Raw genomic sequence first — 21694 nt, forward strand, 5'->3', positions numbered from 1 at the left:
TTCTGTGCATGCAAACTATTTAAACCGGTCGATCAAAGAAGTAACAGGTAAGCCTACATCAGCCCACATAACTGCCCGCATCATAGCAGAAGCAAAGGCCCTTTTACAGCATACCAACTGGAGCGTGGCTGATATAGCCTATTCGCTGGGCTTTGAATACCCGGCGTATTTCAATAACTACTTTAAACGGATCACCGGAACGACGCCGAATTCCTTTAGAAAGGTTTGAAAATCATAATTATTGGTTTGATTGTTCCGCTCCGGCTGTACATTTTAGGCGGAACTTTGCCTTATCAAATCAATTAGAAAATTTATGAAAATTCTAGTAACAGGTGCAACAGGAAAAGTGGGCAGCAGGTTTGTCCCACGACTGTTGTCCAAAGGACATGAGGTTTCCATCCTTGTACGGGATGCCGCCAAAGCCGCGGAATTAGCCCAACTCGGCGCAAAAGTGATTACCGGCGATTTGTATGATCCGACTACTTTACCACCTGCAGTAACGGGCATGGATGCAGTGGTACATCTAGCTGCTCTTTTCCGGACTTTTACCGATAATGAAGGAATTGTCAAAACCAATCGGGAAGGCACCATCGCACTGGCAGCGGCAGCACTGGCTGCAGGTGTTAAACGGTTCGTCTTTGTGAGTACCAGCAATGTCTATGGATCTGGGTACCGTCGTCCGGCAAGGGAGGATGAAACTGTCGATGTCCATGACCCCAGGGTCGGGATCGAGAATGCATATGGTACACCACCTCGATGTGGCACAGGCATTGCTGCTGCTGCTCAATACCAATGGGCTGGACGGGGAAATATTTAATGTTGCCGACGATGCACCGATCACTCTTTACGAACTGGCAGATTCTGTGGGAAAGGCCGCTGAGACTTTTGATACTGAAGAAGGACCGCTAAGCGATCCCTTTGAAGGCATCCAGGATATTTCCAAACTGAGAAGCAGAACCGGATTCCGGCCGCTGGTGGCCAGCTACTATGTGGCACGCGACCTTGGTATATTATAATACCCGCCAACCTTCGGGCATAGTGAAGCCCGCAACTCTTATAGTGTGCGGGCTTTTATATCTCGTCGTTTTGGTCATTTAAGCTAAAGTGGTCATGCTTCTTTTTGATATAAACTTTTAGCTTTGAAGAAATACATAAAGGGATTTTATCTTCCCATTTTCAAAGTGCGCAATGTCCATCGCTTCCAGCTTATCGTTTAGCTGAAACAGAATGTCCGCCATGATTACTATTTTAAATTTAAAATCATCAACCAGTTGAACTTTTTTGCGGCGCCTGCCGGCGATCTTTGTTGCATGGAAAAAATAAAAAATATTGAAGAAACGATCCTCATTTACACAAGTGCCTGGAACGAAACGGAACGCGAAGCGATCGAAAAGCACATCAGCCGCTGCTGGGCGCCGGAAGCCACCTACACAGACCGCCTGACCAATACAATCACCGGGCAGGATGCCATTACTGATCTGATCATCAGCTCGTATGAGCAGATGGGCCCCCGAACCTTCAAGGTGCTTGGCGAACCGGAAACGCATCATAACAACGGTCGTTTCCGCTGGCTTGGCATTCGTCCGGAAGGTTACCCGGTTATGGGTATGGACTATTTTGAGTTTGACAGCGACAACCGCATTACACGAATTGTTGGCTTTTTTTAATTATTATAAAACAACATTATGAAATTACCTGAATTTGAAGAAGTAGAAGGTCCTGTACTGATGCTCAATATGCTGAAATTTAAAGACCGGGAGCATTATTTCGAAACATATCTCCCGGCGTTTCGTAAGGCTACGGAAAAACTAGGCATTAATGACGTAAAAATCAGATTGGTATGCAATGTGGCAGCCAACATAGTTGCGCCGGAAAACGAAGATTGGGATGCTATTTTACTGGTAGAATACCCCAGCGCCAAGGCATTTAAAACAATTGCGGAAAGCGATGCTTATCGCGACATTGCCGATCCCCATCGCCTGACAGCAACAGCTAACCTGCATTTGTATATGACCACGCCGTTTGAACTATAAATGCTTATCTTGGGCTATGCACCGATTGATCCTGTCAAATTTTGCTATGCACATAGCACTTTCTTCTGATGAACAGGAGAAAGTGCTTGCGTTATTGCAGCAGAAAATGGTGGCTAAACGCACGTTCCTGCTGCAACCCGGAAAAATTGACCGGTATATTTATTTTGTAAACAGAGGCTGCCTGCGCATGTTTAATACCGACAAGGAAGGCATGGAGCACAACATCTGCTTCTATCCCGAAAACTGGTGGGCCTGTGATATCGTGAGTTTCTTTAAAGAGAAGCCGGCAGTTAACACCATACAAGCACTGGAAGACAGCGAGGTATACTATATGTCATTAACCCGACTGGAAGAACTGTTTCTTGAAATACCAAAATTTGAACGCTTCTTCCGTATCCTCACACAAAACGGTTTTGACCTGTACCAGAAGCGCATCACATCCAATCTATCCAAAACGGCGGAGGAACGCTACCTTGAGTTCCGAAAACTTTATCCAGGACTGGAAAGCCGCATCGCACAAAAACACATTGCTACCTACCTGGGCATCACGCCGGCTTATCTGAGCATGATGCGAAAAGAAAAGCAGTTATAACCGGAAACTTCTACTGTCCTCGATGCAATTATCATTTTTTTCTCGTCTAAAAAAACGGTTGCGGTAAATTTTCCCTGCACAAACACTGACGACTGCCTTCTGCAATTCTTCGGGGCTGTCTGTTTTGGAAACACACCCGTATATGCCAAGATCCAGCAGATCACTGATTATCTCCACATCAGTACACATCGACAGAATCAGTATCCTGATACCGGGATACTCTTCGTATATACGTCGGAGAGAGTCCCCTGATATTCTGGTTATGCATAATAACGTCGATAATCAGCACATCTACAGGATAATCCGTAAGCATTTGAAAAAGATCATACAGCTCTGAGGTATCAACAGCAACATTCAGGTTATTCTGTTCCGAAAACTTGCTCCGCAGCAATTTTCTGAATAACAAGGACTCATCCACTATTGCAAGGTTCCAGGGCTTAAACTGCATAGGGTACATTATTGTCGGGTATACAAATGTTTATTTTAACAAACAGATTTGTTATGTTGGCAAAATGTGTCTTAAAACGTGGTAACTACATCATTTTCATCGCAACATTCCAGGTAATACAATAAAAAATCAAATACTGTGAAGATGTACAATGTACTCTTTAAATTAAAAACTAAAAGTGATAATCCAGGTCTGTTATAAACGGGAAGAAATTATTTTGAATATGGGATCACGAAGAAGTTTGAAAAGAATCTATTAAATGTTTTTAAATCATGCGTATTTTTATCTTCATCAGCAATTAAACAAATGCGCCCGTTAGTCTGCACGAAGACTTTTAACAGGGTTAATACTGGCTGTTCTTATGATCTTATAGCTTACTGTAAGCAGCGTTGCCAGTACGGTTCCCACAGCCACCACGATAAAGATCCACCAGCTGATTTCCACCCGGAATGCAAACTGCTGCAACCACCTACTCAACAAATACCAGGCTATTGGCGTTGAAATAACACAAGAGATCAGGACCAGTACTACGAATTCTTTCGACATCAATTGCCATAACGCCCCGATGGAAGCTCCCATTACCTTGCGTACTCCTATTTCTTTGGTGCGTCTTTCCGCAATAAAGGACGCAAGTCCCATAAGCCCGATATAAGAGATAATGATAGCGAAAACAGAGAAGAAAGTGATGAGGTTCCCCACCCGTTCTTCATTAAAGAACTTCCTGGCGTATTCTTCATCATTAAATTTAAAGACAAAAGGAGTATTGGGGTCATACTTCTGAAACACGGCAGCAATCTTATCCAGTGCGCTCTGAACGGGTGCTCCCTGTTTAATGCGCACGGACAGTACGCTGATCCAGCTGTCGCTGTAATTCAGAAAGAAGATGGTTGGTTTTACCGGCTCATAGGGGGATTCCATGATCATATCTTTCACAACCCCCAATATAGGACGTGGTTTTTGGTTCCACAAAATAGTTTGTCCTACAGGATCTTTGAAGCCTAACAACTTTACGGCCGCTTCATTCACAATAAACGCTCCTGTGTCTGATGGAAAATTCCGGGAAAAACCACGTCCCTGTTTTATTTTCCAGTCGATCGTTTTGCCATAATCATGCGTAACGGCAATGGTTCTGAAAATAACATTACTCGTTACATCCTTACCGGTCCACTGAAAATTGGTATTGGTAGTTCCACGGTCCGTTGAAGCGTTTGAGGCTGCGGATGCATCAGCCACTACACCGGTTTGCTGCAAATCATTCCGGATAGCATTATAGTGACTATACATAGCCGGGTTGGTTATTTCGATATTGATCAGCCCTTCCTTGTCATAACCTACCACACGGTTCTTTGCATACCTTACCTGGCTGTAAACAACAATAGTGGCAATGATCAATGTAACAGAAGCAGTAAACTGCACCACCACCAGCATTTTACGCAGCGTAAGCCCGGAATATCCCACATTTACCAATCCTTTCAGCGCTTTGATAGCTTCAAAGCGGGACAAGAAAAATGCAGGATAACTTCCGGCCAGGACGCTGGTGATCAGCAGAAATAACAATAAACCCATCCAGAAATACCCATTGGTCCACGGTATGAAGATATGTTTGCCGGCCATGTTATTAAAGAAGGGAAGCGCCAGCTGCACTGCTAACAGTGATATCAAAAGACTAAAGAAAACAATAAACGCTGTTTCCCACAGAAACTGTGCTATCAGGTGCCTCTTCAGAGAGCCCAACGCTTTCCTGACCCCCACTTCCTTTGCTCTCATCTCGCTCCGGGCCGTGGAAAGGTTAACAAAATTGATGCAAGCCAGCAGCAGCACAAACACGCCTATAATTGCCAGCATTTTCACATATTGAATATAACCGCCGGATATTTTTCCGTTGTTAAATTCTCCATACAGATGCCAGTCATCCATCATATGCAGAAAAAGCTCTTCCTTCCCTTCTGCCAGATGGCCAAGTGGTATGTCTTTAATTTTTGCATTCACCTTTTCACGGTCTACAGCATCGTCCAACTGTACAAACGCCTGAAATGCCTGATTATCCCATTGAGTTTCGGCCGTTTTCACCCAATCATCAACAAGGTAATAATTATCCCACGGCAACAACATTTTAACATCGTGAAGGGTTGTATTATGTGGCCAGTCCTCATACACTCCCACCACACTCATGTTCAGTTTGTCATCTGTTCTGATAATTTTGCCAATAGGGTCCTGGCTATCAAACAGTACCTTAGCCAGCGATTCCGATATAAGCACGGTTTCCGGAGCATCCAGCGCTGCCTTCCCTCTGACCATCTTCAGCGAAAACATTGCTGTGAAGTCCGGCTGCACCCATAACCCTGTCTGAAAAAATTTTCTGGTACCTACATTTACCAAATGCTCCGCAGGCCAGGAAGTGAGTGCAATCTTCTTAAAATTGGCGCCATAGCTGGTCCGAAGCTCCCGTTCCATTGGAATAGATACAACAGGCTCCGTACTCACCCGTCCGTTAAAAGTCTGATTAGTCATCACCCTCGCAATCCGGCTATGATGCTCATGATAATTATTAAAAGAGAGTTCATCCCATATCCATAGCTCTAACAATAACGATACAGCCATACCTAATGCCAACCCTGTTAAATTTACAAGAGAGTATAACCGGGACTTCAGAAAATTACGCCATGCAATTTTTAAATAGGTTATCAGCATAATAACATTTTAAACATAAAAAATCCACTTCTCTCATCTGTGGAGGCAAATGTTCCAAAAAGATGCCAGCCAAACAACATAATAAAAACCAAACAACTCAACATGAAAAATCATAATATATGTCCAATAACGGACATAATATGTCCGCTTATGCGATGATAGTTGCTGCAGTACACAACGATGTTATGAACAAAAGAATTTTACACCTTTAATTTTAAAACTGTATTTTAGTACAGACTCATTATTCTCACAAATATACGTATACTGTTAACCAATTTAAATCCACAATATTCGATGTACCAGATGCATTACAAATTCTCGCAGACACATGGAAAGAGCATCACCCCAACTGGGAATACAGGTTATGGACAGATGAAGACAATGCCCGTTTCGTTGCCGAATATTACCCTGAATTTAAAGCAACATATGATGCATACCCCGCTAATATACAAAAGGTAGATGCCGTACGTTACCTCATTCTGCAAACTTATGGTGGTATTTTTGTTGATCTGGATTTCGCCTGCAGGAAAAATATGGAGGAATTATTACAAGATGCTACCTGTGTTTTCGGTAAAGAGCCTGACGAACATTGTGAAATACACCAGACAGGAAAAAGATTGCAGTCATGAAATCCGGAAAAAGCTATTCATTATTATTCGGGGACCTGGTGGGATAAAGATGCACATCTGCACATCCGGAAAATCAGGGAAAATTTTCATATCATCCAATAGACTTAAACATCATATACAGCTATACCCAGCATCTTTCACAAAAACGGTATCAGGAGCACCGATTTTACAATCAACCAATACACGATAACAAAGCTGAGAAACAATTGGCATAGTTTCAGGGAAGTTCTTTTCCTTGATGCTGACAACATATGCGTCAGCGATCCCACCTCCCTTTTCTCCGTACCGGCATATCTTGAACATGGCGCGATGTTCTGGCCGGACTACTGGCGCACCGATCCCCATAACCCTATCTGGGAAATTATCGGCGCTGAACAAACCATTCCATATGATACAGCAGGAAGTTGGCACCTGCGGATATAGCACGGAGCTTTTTAACCGCTTTGTTACTTATACACATTTCGCTACTTACCGATACATCCGGTCCGAACCCTTTACACTTTAATTCCGTGCCACCGGATAAGTGACTGCCAATTCATATGCTATTTTTGCAGGGGGAAACGAGGGTATTTTTTGTTGTTTGATTGAAATCTTAAAATCAGGAAATCACAAAAGTAACAGGTGATGATTTGTATTCTTAGTATAATCCTCCCTCTTTTCGGTAACGTTCTCGGTGATTTATCTGTCCCACACATGCAAATAACCCAATTCGGGTGTATTTTGGTTAAGGAAAACAATATCAGCCGAAATTGCTTTTAAATGCAGGAATGTGAAACGAAGAAGACGCCTGTTGTCCACGTTGTCATATTCAAACGGGCACTATTCCATTTAATGCGGAAAGGTTAAATAATGCTACACTTCAGAAAATATCCGGAGAATACCCGGTAGGCGGCGCTTTCCGGTTACTGTAGCATTAGGTTTTGCGGAATGAAATACCTGGAGAATAAATAACACAACAATATTTATGAAAAGATATCTACTTCTTCTTTTACTTGTAGTACTCTTTGATAGCAGCCCTGCTTATGGTCAATCTCCAGTTGTGGCTACCTGGGCACTTACCGCTGATCAGCAGGCTGCCACCAGCGGAAGTATTACTGCCGCCGCACAGCTCCTGAATGGCCTCTCGCATTACGATTACATTTCAGGCGGAGAAAGAACCATTCCTCCGGCCGGATCCTGGCTGGCGCAATCTGCTCCCGATAGTAACCGGTCCATGATATACCGGGTAGCGCCGGCCGCCGGTAATAGTCTTACAGTAAAAGAGATCGGGATATCTCTCAGCTTCAATGGCTCCAGTGCCGGGAGGGTAAACCTGGCCTGGTCAACAGATAGTATCCATTTTACGGCGGTAACACCCGACTTTGCACTTGTCTCTTCTTCCGCGCCAACAGCCTATACATTCAGTAATCTGAATATCAACGTGCCCGCCGGCGGCACGTTGATATTCAGGGTTTCTCCCTGGACCAGCAGTGTTATTACCGGTAAATATCTTATAACAAAAAATGTGATCATAAAAGGAATCACCAATCCCGTTCCCGTAGCGACATGGCCACTCACGGCAAACCAGCAGGCAACTGCCAGCGGGAATATTACAGCAGCGCCGCAAACGCTCAGCAACCTTGTCGTGAACAGTTATACCAACGGACAGCAACTGTTACCCGCAGCAGGTACCTGGCCGGCCGCAACAATGCCGGACAATAACAGGTATGCCCAATTCACAATGGCGGCGCTTACAGGCAATGCTTTCACCGTAACAGACATCTCGTTGTCGCTGGCATTTGCCGCATCCGGTGGTAAAGCAAAACTTTCCTGGTCGGTTAACGATGCCGACTATACGGAAATAGATACAACGCTTACGTTAGGTACTACCACTGCCGTATATACGTTGAATAACCTTAACATCACGGCTACGACCGGGCAAACGCTCTACCTGAGATTGCTGCCCTGGAGCACCGGCGCACAGGGAAATATTTCCCTCACCGCTAAAGACATGACGGTATCCGGATATACCTATGTAGTGCCTGCCATCACCTGGCTGCTTACCGCCAGTCCCGATGCTACGGTGACCGGTGATGTAACGGCAACCGCCCAGTCGCTAACGGGCCTGAAAGTGAATAATTATATTTCCGGCAACGGCGGGCAAAGACTACTGCCACCGGATAGCACCTGGCCTGCGGAAACGGCTCCGGCTGCAGGAAGGTATATACAATATACCGCCTCACCCGTAACCGGCAACAGCCTGGTAGTGCAGCAGATAACGGTACCGCTGGCGTTCAATTCATCGGCCTATGGGCATGCACGGATTTGCTGGTCGGCAGATGGCAACACTTTTACCGACCTGGCTACAGACCAGCTACTCACATCCGGTACTAACCCCGTCGCCTATACGTTCAGCAACCTGAACATAAATATACCACAGGGCAAGTCCTTATACCTGAGAGTGTATCCATGGACTGCCAGCATCATTACCAACAAATACCTGGTAACAAAAAATGTGATGATCAGCGGCACTACCTACCCTTTCCGGCAAATTGCCTTTCCGGGTGCAGAAGGCGCCGGCAGGTTCGCCAAAGGCGGCCGTGGAGGAAGTGTTTACTATGTCACCAATCTCAATAACTCCGGCACAGGCAGTTTAAGAGATGCGGTTAGTCAACCTAACCGTACTGTTATGTTCAAAGTCTCCGGCACCATATACCTATTAAGTCCCATTGTGATTTTACAGGACAACATCACCATTGCCGGGCAAACAGCGCCCGGTGATGGTATTTGCCTGGCTAACTACGGCATGGGTATCAGGGCTAATAACATTATCATCAGGTATATCCGCAGCCGCCCGGGAGACATTATCCTCAACCCGGGAGATACCGCAAAAGCAGTGGATGCCATGTACAACAATTTTGGTAACCCGGTTACAAAGCCGTTCTCCAATATTATTGTGGACCATTGTTCCCTGAGCTGGTCAACCGATGAAGCTGGATCTTTTTATGCCATCTCCAATTTCACGCTGCAATGGAGTATGTTGAGCGAAAGCCTCTACAAATCCATCCATGTAAAAGAAACACCACATGGCTATGGCGGCATCTGGGGCGGTCAGCAATCTTCGTTTCACCATAACCTGCTGGCGAGCCACAGCAACCGGAATCCCCGCTTTTCAGGCAGTGCCAATACCGGGCAGCCGGAACTGGAGTATGTTGATTTCAGGAACAACGTGGTGTATAACTGGGTGGGCTCTACCTATGGCGGCGCCGGCGGCCATCAGAATATGGTAAACAACTATTACAAACCCGGCCCTGCTACTACCGGGTCGAGTTCCTGTGCCACCAGCAACAGGCGGCATCGTATCCTCTCGTATACCACCTACAGCGTATCTCTTGGCGGAGATACCATTCCCGGCGGAAAATTTTACATCAAAGGTAACTATGTGCCGGACTATCCCTGCGTAAATGAACCCAACGACTCCTCCGATAATAACTGGATAAATGGTGTGCATCCCGATAACCTCCCCGGTTCCGCTGAAGCATTAGCCGCTGCAAGGGTCAATACGCCTTTCGCCTATGGCCCGGTTACCACGCAAACTGCACCCGATGCGTATATCGCTGTAACCGGCGGCGCCGGCGCTACTTTGCCAAGGCGGGACACGGTAGACCGGCGGATTGTGAGAGAAACACTCACCGGTACTGCAACGTATGAAGATAGCAGTTACCAGGCCCCCGGCATGGGCCATCCTTCCGGGATTATAAACAGCCAAAATACAGTGGGAGGATGGCCTGCATTAACATCCACCCCCTACCCCAACGATACAGATAACGACGGGCTGCCCAACTGGTGGGAGCTGATGACAGGCAGCGATTCCACAAGCACTGCTGCCAATGCAACGGATAGCAACGGCTTTACAATGCTGGAAAACTACCTGAACGGTATCCAATCGCCGGATCAACAGGCAACATTCACACAGGCAGCTGCAAGCCGCACCGGTGGTGATACCGTGAAGATCAGTTTTGATATCGACTGGGCTAAAGATCAGTTCCGTTTTGGTATTTACAGGTCTGCTGATAATGTCTCCTTTACAAAAATCAGCGAACTGGTATCCAACATAAACAAAACGCACTACACAACGGAGGTTGCGAGCGCCCCTCAACAAGCGCTTTACTATAAAATAGGCAGTTACCGGACCGATGGACAGGGATCAATTGTATACAGCAATACTATCAGCATTGATAACCCCTTACAGGCAAGGCAACAGGCAGATACCGCACTGCTTCGCTCTCTATCCCCCGGTAACGGGATAATAGTGAAAGAAATAAAAGGTACAGGGCAACTGAGCATCTTCCCTAATCCCGTAACAGATAAACTGGTTATACGCCATCAGTTGGTAAAAGGAAATGCCGGCATCTCCCTGTATACTATGGCAGGACTAAGGGTAAAAATATGTGCGGTGGCGCCGGGTACTACGGAAACAAGAATAAATACGAACGGACTGGTAACTGGTACCTACTTGCTGGTGATGGATAATGCAGGCGCCAGGAGTGGATTAGTGTTCATAAAACAGTAAGGCAAGGATTTTAATTTTCAAATGATTGTTATGATGGATAAGCAGAATTTCATGCAACCGCGGACCCGTATTTTGCTGGTCTTTGTGATGCTGTGTTTTACGACGGCGCTGTTTGCGCAGTCGCAGGAGATCACTATAACGGGAACGGTTATATCGGCAACAGATAAAGTTCCGCTGCCGGGCGTCACAGTAAAAGTGAAAGGTGGTAAAGTGGCGGCCATCACCGACGAGAAAGGGCATTACCGGCTGAAAGCACCGGCTACGGCCGGGAAACTGGTATTCTCCTATACCGGGCATGCTGCAAAGGAAATGTCCATCAATGGCAGGAGCACCATTGACGTAGTCCTTGAAACAGAGATCAGGAATATCAACGATGTGGTGGTGGTAGGTTATGCAACCGTTAAAAGAAAAGACCTCACAGGCGCCGTATCGTCCGTAAATGCAAAACAGCTGAAGGATATACCTGTTAACTCAGCTGCGGAAGCCCTCACTGGCCGGTTAGCAGGCGTGCAGATCACCTCGTCGGAAGGTAAGCCGGGGTCCGATTTTAATATCAGGGTAAGAGGCGGCGGCTCTGTAACACAGGACAATTCCCCGTTGTACATTATTGACGGCGTGCAGGTGGAAGATGGTTTCTCCGGTATCGCGCCGCAGGACATAGCATCAGTGGATGTCCTGAAAGATGCATCCGCCACCGCCATCTATGGAGCACGGGGCGCCAACGGCGTAGTGATCATTACTACCAAAACCGGCAGGGAAGGAAAAACCGTAGTGAGTTATAACGGCATGATAGGCATGCGCAAACTGCCCAAAGAGTTGGAAGTAATGGACCCCTACAATTTTGTGATGTATCAGTATGAACGAAGCCGGGGGCTGACTGCCGACAGTGCCTCTTTTGATAACATGTATGGTGCCGACCTGGAGAAATACAGGAACATGCCGGAAATAGACTGGCAGGATAACGTATTTGGCAGGACTGCACTCATGCAAACCCATAATGCAGGCATTGCAGGCGGCACCGAAAATACAAGATATAATCTCAGCTATACCAATAACCAGGAAGAAGGAATTATGATCAATTCCGATCTGAAAAGAAACCTGGTCAATTTTAAATTTGACCATACGGCCAATAGCAAACTACGTATAGGATTTAACGTTAGGTACAGCGATGAAACGTCGAGCGGGGCAGGTTCTTCAAACGAAGGCGCCTCTGCTTACAACGGGTTAAGACACACCATCAAGTATCGGCCATTTAACCTGGATGATACCAACGTGGAAGATACGGATGATGTAGACTATTACAACGATACAAATGCCGGGAATGGTTTGGGCATCATTAATCCTGTGTTGCTGAACAATGCACAATACAGGAAAAAATATACTAAAATTCTCAACATCGGCGGGTACCTGAACTACACCATTAACAAGTCATTTTCTTTCAGAACAACACTTGGGTTTGACCGCAACAACCAGGAGCAACAGGCATTTGACGGCTCCGTTACTTCTAATTCGAGGCTTAACGGCGCTAACCTGCCGCTTATCAGCGATATTACTATCAACCGCCACTCATTTAATAATTCAAACGTGCTTACCTACCGGAATAACGGGGCTAAAGATCATCATGTAAACGTACTCCTGGGGAATGAAATATATAATACTTCCAGTAGTATGCTGGATAATGAGCTGCGGTACTTCCCTGCGGGCATAACGCCGGAAAAAGCCTTTGGCCAGTTTAACCTGGGCACTACGGTACCGTTGTTTCCCAAAACAACTATCGCGGAAAGCAGCCTGTTATCTTTCTTCACAAAAATAAATTATGATTATAAAGATAAATACCTGGCAAGTATCAGTGTCAGGGCTGATGGCTCTTCCAAGTTTGCACCGGGTAAGCGCTGGGGATATTTTCCAGCAGCAGCCCTGTCATGGAGGATTTCCCAGGAGAATTTTATGAAAGAGGTGTCATTCATATCCGATCTGAAACTCCGGCTCAGTTACGGGCTCGCAGGAAACAACCGTATTGCGGACTATTTATACCTGAATACTTATTTTGCCAATGCCCAGTATTCCCTTAACGAACAGATTGTGCCGGGGTATGTGGCCAGCAGTCTTGCCAGCAAAGACCTGAAATGGGAAACCACCGTTTCGCGTAATGCCGGTCTGGATGCCGCTTTCTTCGGCGGCCGCCTGCAATTGACTGCGGATGTGTACTATAATAAGGTTAAAGATCTCCTGATACCTATTCGTATCCCTACCAGCTCCGGGTACACAGAGCAATTACAGAATGTAGGCACCACGTCCAACAAGGGTGTGGAATTGCAGTTGAGCAGCACTATCATTCAAAAGAAAAATTTCAGCTGGACATCCACTTTTAATATCGCATTCAACAGGAACAAAGTAGAGGCGCTTTCCAGCTACCTGACACAGTTCTACAGGAATTCCGGGTTTGGCATTTCCGGTCAGCCGGCGGACTATATTGTAAGAAAAGGGGAAGCCGTAGGTTCCATGTATGGATTTGTAAATGATGGATTTTACAAACTGGACGACTTTAACTATGACGCCAGCACGAAGATCTACACATTGAAGGATGGCGTCACCGACGTTTCCGGCGTAATAGGCGTGGCGCAACCAGGATGGATGAAACTGAAAGATATAAACGGCGATGGCATCATCGACGAAAACGATAAAACCATTATCGGGAATGCGAACCCCAAATATACAGGAGGACTGAACCAGCAATTTGTTTATAAGAATTTTGACCTGAGTGTGTTCCTGAATTTTGTGGTAGGCAACAGTATACTAAATGCCAACAAAATAGAATTTACCAATGCCTATTCCCGTAATACCAATATGCTGGGAATTATGGAAGACCGCTGGCGCACTGTTGACGCCAATGGGAAGGTAATGCAGCAGGTAATTACCGTTGGAGGTAAACAGGTGGTAACAGGCGCTTCTCCTGAGCAGCTGGCAGCGCTGAACAGCCAGGCAAAGATATGGATGCCTGTTTCCGGCGCGGGGGCCTTTTATCCCACTTCCTGGGCAGTGGAAGATGGTTCCTTTCTGCGGGTGAACAACGTCACGATCGGCTATACATTCCCGGCAACACAACTCGGCAAAATAAAGATCAGCAGTTTGCGTGTATACGTTACCGGTAATAACCTGGCTATACTGACCGGTTATTCCGGCTATGACCCGGAGGTGAACACCCGCCGGGCCACGCCCATCACACCAGGTGTGGACTACTCCGCATATCCGCGCAGCCGCTCTTTCTTTTTTGGTTTAAACCTTACACTATAAAGATTATGGAGAACATGACAGCAAGGGAAAGATCTTATCACGCAGCCTGGATGGTTCTGCTCATCCCGGTACTAATGGGCACGGCTTCCTGTAAAAAGTATCTCGACAAAGCACCTCAATCGGCATTTGACGAACAATATGTTTTTGGCAGCGTGCCCAATGCCACCAGTGCGGTAATAGGCGCATACGAGCCGTTATCCGGTACACAAGCCTATGGCAGCAGGCTTAGCCTGATGTATCCTTACGATACAGATGAAATGATCGGGGTGACTAATACTACTGCGCCGGACAACAGCTCCAGGGACTTGTCGCGCTACAACCTGCAGGCCACCAACGCACAACTGGCGGGCCCCTTCCAGCAGCTGTATATCGGCGTGGAGCGCGCCAATATCTGTATCAAAAATATCCCAGCCATGGCGCTATATAACAATGGCACCACAACAGAACAATCGCAGCTGCGTCGCTTATACGGGGAATCGCTTACCCTGAGGGCACAGTATTACCTGGAGCTCATCAGGAACTGGGGAGATGTGCCTGCACCGTTTACACCCTCTATAGATCAAACAGACCTGTTTCTCGCAAAAACAGACAGAGACACTATCTACGACCACCTGCTGAGTGACCTGAAAATTGCAGAAGAGCTGGTGCCCTGGCGTGGCGAACCTGGTATAGCAGCAGATGAACGGATCACCAAAGGCGCGGTAAAAGGTCTGCGTGCAAGGATTGCCTTATTCAGGGGCGGCTATTCCCTGCGCCGTACTTCCCGCAAAATGGAACGCAGCAACAACTACCTGGACTTCTACAGGATCGCCAGGGATGAATGCTACGATATCATGCAGCGCCGTGATAAACATACCCTGAACCCCAGCTTCCAGGCGGTGTTTAAAGATGGTCTGGATTCCTACAAGCAGGATCCTTTTGGAGAAGTGATCTTTGAAATAGCTATGGGAATTGGTCTCACCGGCAACCTTGGATATTATGACGGTCCCAGGTTTTATGTAGCCGGTAATGCGGCTCAATTGGGCAATAGTTCCATACGCGTCATTCCTACTTATTTCTATTCCTTTGATTCATTGGATACCCGTCGTGATGTGACTACGGCGCCGTATTACAACAATGCCGACAAGTCTAAAACAGTACAAACACTTGTAAACATGACCAGCGGAAAGTTCCGTGCCGACTGGATTACACCGGCGCCTGGCACCACTTCACAGCAGCTGGGTATCAACTGGCCGGTACTCCGTTTTTCTGATATCCTCCTGATGTTTGCCGAAGCAGAAAATGAGCTGAACAACGGGCCTACCGCGGCTGCTATAAGCGCCTATGAAGAAGTCAGGAAAAGAGGATTCAAAGGCAGCGAGGATAAAATAGGACGTACGCCGGCTTCCAAAGAAGCTTTTTTTAAAGCGCTGGTAAATGAGCGCTCTTTTGAATTCGGGGGAGAAGGAATCAGGAAATATGACCTGCTCCGATGGAACCTGCTTTACCAGAAAATACTGGAAACAAGGGATAACTATACGAAGATGATGAACAAGCAGGCGCCATACAATACCCTGCCGCAGGTGATCTATTATAAAACGGGGTCGCAGACGATCATATGGGGAAATTCTCTCTACCAACCCTCTCCTGCTGCGGCTCCTCCCGGCGGTTATGGAAAGGCCAACTGGGTAAGCTCCATCACTGCCTCATGGATCACCAATGTAGCACAGCTTTTTACGCCGGATCGTAACGAACTGTTACCGATTCCGCAAACATCGATAGAAGCAAATCATATGCTTACGCAGGATTATGGATATTGATAACAATAAGCAGCTGTTTCTCCGGGACAGCTGCTTGCTACTTATTTAAAGAATGGTAATCCCATTGCTTTCAACTCCGCTGCCGCCAGCGCTGCTATTTTAGTGGCCCCCAGCTCATCCAGGTGTGTATCGTCCTGTTTACCGTCGGGCAGTTTCGGGAATACACCAGGCTGGATGTAAACAAACAATTTTTTGGATTCCTCCGGCCCGTAGCTTTCCACCAGTTCTCCTGACCTTTTGTAGAGGTCTACCAGTGGCACCTTCATTTCCGCCGCCAGTTCCCGTACTACCGGAATATAATCTCCCAGTGTATCTTCGAGTTTTCCGTTGTTATTGAATTTACGCCTCACAATAGAAGTGAACAATATAGGGTACGCACCCTTAGCCCTCGTTTCGTTGATGTAGTTGACCAGGTTCTGACGGTAAGTAGTGCGTGGATCCGTATGCCTGGCGGTATCACTTTTCTGATCATTGGGGCCAAACATGATAAAAACATAGTCGCCCTGTTGTACGCTGTCAATCACCTTTTGCCAGTGCCCTTCGCCACGGTAGCTTTTAGAGCTTCTGCCGCTCCTGGCAGCATTATGTATGATCACCGGCCCGGTAAAATACCCACGCGCCATCTGCATCCATCCACGGATAGGATAAAGACTGTTGCCGCCGAATGAGGTCAGGTATTTTTCGTCATAATCGCACATGGTGGAGTCACCGATAGAGAAAATATTGATCTTCTTTTGCTGAGGAATAAAGCTGCAAAGTAACAGGCACAGACCTGACAGCAGCATCCTCTTTTTTATATTGAATTGCATATGGAGGATTTTTCTGGTTATTAAATATAGTTATTGGCCGGTAGGATTTCTTTTTACGGGCAGTAAAACAGCGAGAACGTTACCGGAGATTTATGCGGCTCGAAGATTGTCCCGCGTTTATTTATTGCTTATTTTGGTATATGCAACATCATCATTTTTCCCGCAGAAAATTTTTATATTCCGGCGCGGTTGCTATAGCCGCAACAGCCTTGCCAGCATGGGGGTTGGCAGCGCCAGGTGCAGATCCTGTTAAGATTGGCCTGATAGGCACCGGTAACCGCGGCAGCGGTATCGCCAGGCTCCTGAAAAAAATCCCGGGCATGGAACTCATTGCCTGTTGTGATACCATCCCCGCAAATTTGAAGAACGGTATGGCGCTCGCAGCAAAAGGTGCTAAAGCTTATACAGACTATCGCAAATTACTCGACAATAAAGAAGTGGAAGCCGTGATCATCGCCACACCACTCTACCTGCACTACGCCATGGCAAAAGATACGTTGGATGCCGGCAAGCATGTGTATGTGGAAAAAACCATGACCTATGATATTCCACAGGCGTTGCAACTCGTAGCACAGGTAAGGAAAGCCGGACTGGTTTTGCAGGTAGGCCATCAATACAGGTATTATACCCTCTATCACCGTGTGAAAGAAGTGATCGCGCAAAACTGGCTGGGCACCGTTACCCATTTCGAGTGCCAGTACCATCGCAATTCCGACTGGAGAAATCCGGTGCCTGACCCGTCTATGGAACGCCTTATCAACTGGCGGATGTACCGTGAATACTCCGGCGGCCTGGTGGCAGAACTCTGCGGGCATCAGATCGATATCGTAAACTATATCCTGGACAGCCATCCCCTCCGCGTAGTAGGCATTGGCGGCATCGACTACTGGAAAGACGGACGCGAAACCTGGGACAATGTGCGTACCGTATTCGAATACCCCGGTGGTATAAAATCAAGCGTTTCGTCTATCCTCAGCAATGCGTATAAGGGATACGCCATCCGCGTACTCGGAAACCGCGGCACCCTGGAAATACAACGCGACAAAGCATTTGTTTACAGCGAAGACACAAAAAAGGTACTTGACACCGTAGATGGCGTGACCGGCGCCACTAGAACAGACGGTCCTCCCGGCCAGGGGATGTTGCTATCGTTCGGAAAAACGGACGGGCCCGAACCAGAGCCCACTACCTCTGCACTACTGGATTTCGCTGCATGTATCAGGAATAAGAAAAAGCCGGTATCAGGGGTGGAAAGCGGAAAAGATGCGGCTGTTGCGGTGCATATGGCGAATCATGCAATTGAAACCGGGGAGAGTCAGCGTTGGAAGGCGGAGTATGATGTATAGCTTTTGCAAGGTTTTAATTACGTTAGAGTATTTACTTTTACTCCTGATGGTGCTCCTTATGGTGGAGCACAACATCTGCTTCTATCCCGAAAACTGGTGGGCCTGTGATATCGTGAGTTTCTTTAAGGAGAAGCCGGCAGTTAACACCATACAAGCACTGGAAGACAGCGAGGTATACTATATGTCATTAACCCGACTGGAAGAACTGTTTCTTGAAATACCAAAATTTGAACGCTGCATGATGCTCCCAAATATTCCACCGCTTTCTTCATCATAGCTAACATGCACTTTACGACCAACATGTTCGGAAGGCACCGTATAATAGTGCCCGTTATCAGGTAACTGTATTGAAACCCCAATTTTAAAATCCGAACGGACTGCAACCTTCCAATCCGTTTACCATTCGTTCAAACTCCCGGCTGGCAATCAGCATCTTCAGGTGCTCTGTCACCTCTTCCTGCGGCAGGAAGCCATTATCGGTAATGGATAGGCATTTGAGCGCGCATATATCTCCTTTGCCGTCCCTGAAGGCCGGGCTCCACTCACCTGCTTTCGTAAATGCCCTGCTGCGGGTATACACATCGTCCCATAACAATTCATCTGCCTTCCTGTTGGCAGGTATAAACGTAATATACTGCGCAACACCGTTCTTTAACAGCTGTACATGCATGGTGGAAGGCACTTTAAAGGCAGTGTGTTTCACGCGTTCATATTCCGCCCGTAATATTTCCCCTGAAGGCGGATGCGCTGCGAGTATTCTCCTTCTTACCTCCAGCAAGGCATTTCCCATAATATAGGCATAAAAGGTATGCTCATCAAAACTTTCCATGCCGTAAATTACCGTGCCTCTTTCGGCCCGGTCCTTTCTCCTGGCGTTTTCCAGCCGGCAGGCATTCCTGAACCATTCAAAACTGAAATCCTTCAACAGTCCATACCGCTGCATGACCTTCAGCCGTTTTTTGTCTGTAATGATCAAAGCAAGGGTCTTTTCCCTGATCCATTGGGCAGGCGTTTCCCCTTTAAAGGAGTGCGTCCAGAAATCCGACTGGTCGTAGATGCCATACTGTTTTGTAAAATGATCAAAGCAGGCGGCCCGCATTTCCGTCATCCTCCATTCCAGTTCCGCAGCGGAAACGGCAATGCCGGTATCCTCCTGCGCATAGCTGTTATAGCAGCAGGCCATAAGGATCAATATAAAGAACTGTTTGTGGCGCATCTTATTTCATTACAAAACGGTATACGGTCTTTTCATTGCCGGTCAATACCCGTGCAAGGTACACGCCGGAGGGGCGGTCCTGTAACCGGGCCTGCATGTAGTTGTTGCCTGCGTGCAGGATGATCGTCCTGGCATACACGCTCCTGCCGTTCATGTCCAGTATGTCCAGCAGCCCGCTGCCCGCCTCCGGCGTTCTTACGGTGATGTTCAACTGCGTCCCTTTGCCGGCGGGATTAGGATATACTGCCAGGGTGGTCTTTGTTTTAACCGTACCTGCGTTCTTCTTTGCAGGCGCCAGGGGGCTGTTATAAGCGCCAATATCAGGCGCGGCGCCGGACGGAACGGGATTGCCCCAGTAGTCCCTTCCCCCGTTGTCCGGGATCACCATGCCCGCACCAATAGCCGGGGAGCCGCTTTGCAGCTGGTAGCCGTCCACATTGCCGAAACTGATAACGCCGCCGGAAAAGCTGCCGGTAGTGCCTGTGCCGGGCGCCGCCAGCAAGGGATTGCCGCTGAAGTTGTTGATACCGGCCGGCTCGCCGGCGGTATGCGCGCCGTAAACAATGTTATGCTCAAATATCTTTGCTCCGCCGATGGAATCCCAGTTGGTCCAGGGTCCCGCGGCAGTGAGATAGAAAATATTGTTCCGGACATAGATATTGGAGGGATACCTGTTACCCCAGTTCTCCACGGCTATCGGCTTTGTGGTGGACCCGGCGGACAGGTACATGGTATTGTTATAGACATGCGCGTTGGTCACGTTCCCGTTGAACAGGATGATCCTGTATTTATCGTTCTGGCTTACATTGTACCGCACAACCGCATTGTTGTTGGAATTGGGCCTGTCCGTGCACAGGAGCATAAAGCCACCTTCGTTGTCATGGCTGTAGTTGTACTGGAACAGGGTGCTGTCCTGCATGAAATCCACATCATACCCCTGCCCGTCAATGGCGGTTTTCACGTTATACGCTTCGTTGAACTGGAAAACGTTCCTGCTTCCAATAAAGCACCAGATACCGGCGTTGGCGGTACCCGAGCTTACATTGGCGCCGTTCACCATATTGTATTCTATCAGGGCCGCATGGCAGACCATGGGCACAATGCCGTCCCCGCTTGCATTTTCCACGTAGTTATTCCTGATCACCAGCTGCGTGAGCGGCGTGTAATCATCAGCGCTGCTGGTGCATCCCCAGGCGGTCTTGCAGCGCCAGTCGGAGCTGGTGCTGATGCCCGTACGCTTTACATTCTTCACAACGTTGCCCTCTATACGCAGGCTGTCAAACCACGATGGAATGTTCCCATAGCTGCTTTTACGTACAACGGCCATGATGCCGGTGCTGCCGTCCTGCCCTTTGGTATTGTCGCCTAACACATCATGCACATTGTTGTTCAGTATCTTGATACCCGTGAGCCTGCCCCGGTTGATGTTCTCCACTTCAATGCCCCGTTTCTTCTGGCCGGCATTGGCGGTATTGGTCACTTCCAGGTTGGTGATATGCCAGTACTGTTGATTAGTGAGATAAACGGTACGCAGCGCGCCGTTGCCGTTGAACACCGGCTTTGACGTTGCGCCTCCGTAGCGGCTGATCACAATGGGCTGTCCCGGTTTGCCTTCTCCCAGGGGATGAAGGGTACCGGTCCACTGGCCATCGTATTTGAAGAGAATACTGTCGCCGGCAAAGAAGATGGTGGCGTTCACCTTTGACAGGGTTTTCCAGGCGGAGGAAGGCGTCAGCCCGTTGTTGCCGTCGTTGCCCGTAATATTATCGATATAATAATTAGCCCGTGCAACAGGCGTAACGGTCAACTGGAAATCGTCCGCGTAGGCGGCGCCTGTTTTGGTCATGTAGAAATAAACAGTGGCCTGGGTATCGGCATCGCCTGTGATAAAGGTAAGCGAGTACTCCTGGTAGCCGGTATTGGTGACGGGCGTTTTTAGCTCGGCGCTGCCGTAATTCTTCACGCCCAGTAAGGCGGTATCCCCGGCTGTTCCAATGCTGATCCAGGCAGTGAGGGTGTACTTCGTCCAGGGTTGCAGTCCTGTGACCACTTGTTCAATGCTCACTTTTCCGCCGCTGGCCATAGCAGCGTATGTACCGGAATGCGCGCCGGAAGCAACCGCTTGTATAGTCCCGCCGCCGGAAGCGGGCGCCCATAGCGACCAGGGGGATAATACGCCTGTCTCAAAACCGGGATTCTGGATAGATTGGGCCTGGCAATAGAAAGCCAGGCAAAGCAGTGGTAAGCTTAGCAGTTTTTGCATAACATAAATGGAATTGATATCT

General features: G+C 47.7%; 18 protein-coding genes. 13 read left to right on the forward strand and 5 right to left on the reverse strand.

Features of this window, described 5'->3' with window-relative positions:
- The first annotated feature begins 4 nt into the window (after nt 1–4).
- The 6 genes from ACMXI2_RS17315 (at nt 5) to ACMXI2_RS17340 (ending at nt 2625) form a co-directional block, all read left to right on the forward strand.
- Nucleotides 5–229, forward strand: a complete 225-nt coding sequence (locus ACMXI2_RS17315; RefSeq protein ID WP_483777345.1) for a helix-turn-helix domain-containing protein — start codon at nt 5–7, stop codon at nt 227–229.
- A gap of 84 nt (nt 230–313) precedes the next feature.
- Nucleotides 314–817: an NAD-dependent epimerase/dehydratase family protein gene (locus tag ACMXI2_RS17320; protein ID WP_483777346.1), complete on the forward strand. Its 504-nt coding sequence runs from the start codon at nt 314–316 to the stop codon at nt 815–817.
- A complete protein-coding gene (locus tag ACMXI2_RS17325; protein ID WP_483782427.1) occupies nt 711–1016 on the forward strand; it encodes a hypothetical protein in 306 nt (101 codons plus the stop codon). Before ACMXI2_RS17320 ends, ACMXI2_RS17325 begins: the two co-directional genes overlap by 107 nt.
- A gap of 255 nt (nt 1017–1271) precedes the next feature.
- On the forward strand, nt 1272–1667 hold the full coding sequence (locus tag ACMXI2_RS17330; RefSeq protein ID WP_483777347.1) for a nuclear transport factor 2 family protein: 396 nt from the start codon (nt 1272–1274) through the stop codon (nt 1665–1667).
- 18 nt (nt 1668–1685) lie between these two features.
- Nucleotides 1686–2033, forward strand: coding sequence for a DUF1330 domain-containing protein (locus ACMXI2_RS17335; protein WP_483777348.1), 348 nt, complete (start codon nt 1686–1688; stop codon nt 2031–2033).
- A 46-nt stretch (nt 2034–2079) separates the two neighbouring features.
- Nucleotides 2080–2625, forward strand: coding sequence for a Crp/Fnr family transcriptional regulator (locus tag ACMXI2_RS17340; RefSeq protein ID WP_483777349.1), 546 nt, complete (start codon nt 2080–2082; stop codon nt 2623–2625).
- A gap of 178 nt (nt 2626–2803) precedes the next feature.
- Here the strand turns inward: ACMXI2_RS17340 and ACMXI2_RS17345 are convergent, their stop codons facing one another.
- Together ACMXI2_RS17345 and ACMXI2_RS17350 are read right to left on the reverse strand one after the other, a co-directional pair.
- On the reverse strand, nt 2804–3073 hold the full coding sequence (locus tag ACMXI2_RS17345) for a helix-turn-helix domain-containing protein (protein ID WP_483777350.1): 270 nt from the start codon (nt 3071–3073) through the stop codon (nt 2804–2806).
- A gap of 315 nt (nt 3074–3388) precedes the next feature.
- The gene (locus ACMXI2_RS17350) at nt 3389–5764 is read right to left on the reverse strand and encodes an ABC transporter permease (RefSeq protein WP_483777351.1); all 2376 of its coding nucleotides are present in this window, start codon (nt 5762–5764) and stop codon (nt 3389–3391) included.
- Between the two features lie 314 nt (nt 5765–6078).
- On the opposite strand from ACMXI2_RS17350, the gene ACMXI2_RS17355 reads away from it, so the two are divergent.
- The 5 genes from ACMXI2_RS17355 (at nt 6079) to ACMXI2_RS17375 (ending at nt 16038) form a co-directional block, all read left to right on the forward strand.
- Complete coding sequence (locus ACMXI2_RS17355; protein ID WP_483782402.1) at nt 6079–6393, forward strand: glycosyltransferase family 32 protein; 315 nt, start codon at nt 6079–6081, stop codon at nt 6391–6393.
- Between the two features lie 195 nt (nt 6394–6588).
- Nucleotides 6589–6816 (forward strand): hypothetical protein, encoded by a 228-nt coding sequence (locus ACMXI2_RS17360; RefSeq protein ID WP_483782403.1) that lies wholly within the window; start codon nt 6589–6591, stop codon nt 6814–6816.
- 541 nt (nt 6817–7357) lie between these two features.
- Nucleotides 7358–10945, forward strand: coding sequence for a T9SS type A sorting domain-containing protein (locus ACMXI2_RS17365; RefSeq protein ID WP_483777352.1), 3588 nt, complete (start codon nt 7358–7360; stop codon nt 10943–10945).
- A 30-nt stretch (nt 10946–10975) separates the two neighbouring features.
- Nucleotides 10976–14239, forward strand: a complete 3264-nt coding sequence (locus ACMXI2_RS17370) for a SusC/RagA family TonB-linked outer membrane protein (protein ID WP_483777353.1) — start codon at nt 10976–10978, stop codon at nt 14237–14239.
- 5 nt (nt 14240–14244) lie between these two features.
- Nucleotides 14245–16038 (forward strand): RagB/SusD family nutrient uptake outer membrane protein, encoded by a 1794-nt coding sequence (locus tag ACMXI2_RS17375; protein WP_483777354.1) that lies wholly within the window; start codon nt 14245–14247, stop codon nt 16036–16038.
- A 41-nt stretch (nt 16039–16079) separates the two neighbouring features.
- On the opposite strand, the gene ACMXI2_RS17380 is transcribed toward ACMXI2_RS17375, so the two are convergent.
- The gene (locus tag ACMXI2_RS17380) at nt 16080–16847 is read right to left on the reverse strand and encodes a rhamnogalacturonan acetylesterase (RefSeq protein ID WP_483777355.1); all 768 of its coding nucleotides are present in this window, start codon (nt 16845–16847) and stop codon (nt 16080–16082) included.
- 140 nt (nt 16848–16987) lie between these two features.
- Here ACMXI2_RS17380 and ACMXI2_RS17385 point away from each other — a divergent pair, with 140 nt between their 5' ends.
- Together ACMXI2_RS17385 and ACMXI2_RS17390 are read left to right on the forward strand one after the other, a co-directional pair.
- The gene (locus ACMXI2_RS17385; protein ID WP_483777356.1) at nt 16988–18193 is read left to right on the forward strand and encodes a Gfo/Idh/MocA family protein; all 1206 of its coding nucleotides are present in this window, start codon (nt 16988–16990) and stop codon (nt 18191–18193) included.
- Between the two features lie 46 nt (nt 18194–18239).
- Entirely contained in the window at nt 18240–18470 is a 231-nt protein-coding gene (locus tag ACMXI2_RS17390) for a hypothetical protein (RefSeq protein ID WP_483777357.1), read from the forward strand.
- An 84-nt stretch (nt 18471–18554) separates the two neighbouring features.
- Here ACMXI2_RS17390 and ACMXI2_RS17395 read toward each other — a convergent pair whose 3' ends face one another.
- Together ACMXI2_RS17395 and ACMXI2_RS17400 are read right to left on the reverse strand one after the other, a co-directional pair.
- On the reverse strand, nt 18555–19409 hold the full coding sequence (locus ACMXI2_RS17395) for a hypothetical protein (RefSeq protein ID WP_483777358.1): 855 nt from the start codon (nt 19407–19409) through the stop codon (nt 18555–18557).
- 1 nt (nt 19410) lies between these two features.
- A complete protein-coding gene (locus ACMXI2_RS17400) occupies nt 19411–21672 on the reverse strand; it encodes a T9SS type A sorting domain-containing protein (protein ID WP_483777359.1) in 2262 nt (753 codons plus the stop codon).
- Nucleotides 21673–21694: the final 22 nt, after the last annotated feature.

Source organism: Chitinophaga sp. G7 BAM 1005, from assembly GCF_057126945.1.

Coding starts and splice junctions, on each gene's coding strand:
- ACMXI2_RS17320 (WP_483777346.1), top strand. CDS start 314: ATGAAAATTCTAGTAACAGGTGCAACAGGAAAAGTGGGCAGCAGGTTT.
- ACMXI2_RS17325 (WP_483782427.1), top strand. CDS start 711: ATGACCCCAGGGTCGGGATCGAGAATGCATATGGTACACCACCTCGAT.
- ACMXI2_RS17335 (WP_483777348.1), top strand. CDS start 1,686: ATGAAATTACCTGAATTTGAAGAAGTAGAAGGTCCTGTACTGATGCTC.
- ACMXI2_RS17340 (WP_483777349.1), top strand. CDS start 2,080: ATGCACATAGCACTTTCTTCTGATGAACAGGAGAAAGTGCTTGCGTTA.
- ACMXI2_RS17345 (WP_483777350.1), bottom strand. CDS start 3,073: ATGCAGTTTAAGCCCTGGAACCTTGCAATAGTGGATGAGTCCTTGTTA.
- ACMXI2_RS17350 (WP_483777351.1), bottom strand. CDS start 5,764: ATGCTGATAACCTATTTAAAAATTGCATGGCGTAATTTTCTGAAGTCC.
- ACMXI2_RS17365 (WP_483777352.1), top strand. CDS start 7,358: ATGAAAAGATATCTACTTCTTCTTTTACTTGTAGTACTCTTTGATAGC.
- ACMXI2_RS17370 (WP_483777353.1), top strand. CDS start 10,976: ATGATGGATAAGCAGAATTTCATGCAACCGCGGACCCGTATTTTGCTG.
- ACMXI2_RS17375 (WP_483777354.1), top strand. CDS start 14,245: ATGGAGAACATGACAGCAAGGGAAAGATCTTATCACGCAGCCTGGATG.
- ACMXI2_RS17380 (WP_483777355.1), bottom strand. CDS start 16,847: ATGCAATTCAATATAAAAAAGAGGATGCTGCTGTCAGGTCTGTGCCTG.
- ACMXI2_RS17385 (WP_483777356.1), top strand. CDS start 16,988: ATGCAACATCATCATTTTTCCCGCAGAAAATTTTTATATTCCGGCGCG.
- ACMXI2_RS17390 (WP_483777357.1), top strand. CDS start 18,240: ATGGTGCTCCTTATGGTGGAGCACAACATCTGCTTCTATCCCGAAAAC.
- ACMXI2_RS17395 (WP_483777358.1), bottom strand. CDS start 19,409: ATGCGCCACAAACAGTTCTTTATATTGATCCTTATGGCCTGCTGCTAT.
- ACMXI2_RS17400 (WP_483777359.1), bottom strand. CDS start 21,672: ATGCAAAAACTGCTAAGCTTACCACTGCTTTGCCTGGCTTTCTATTGC.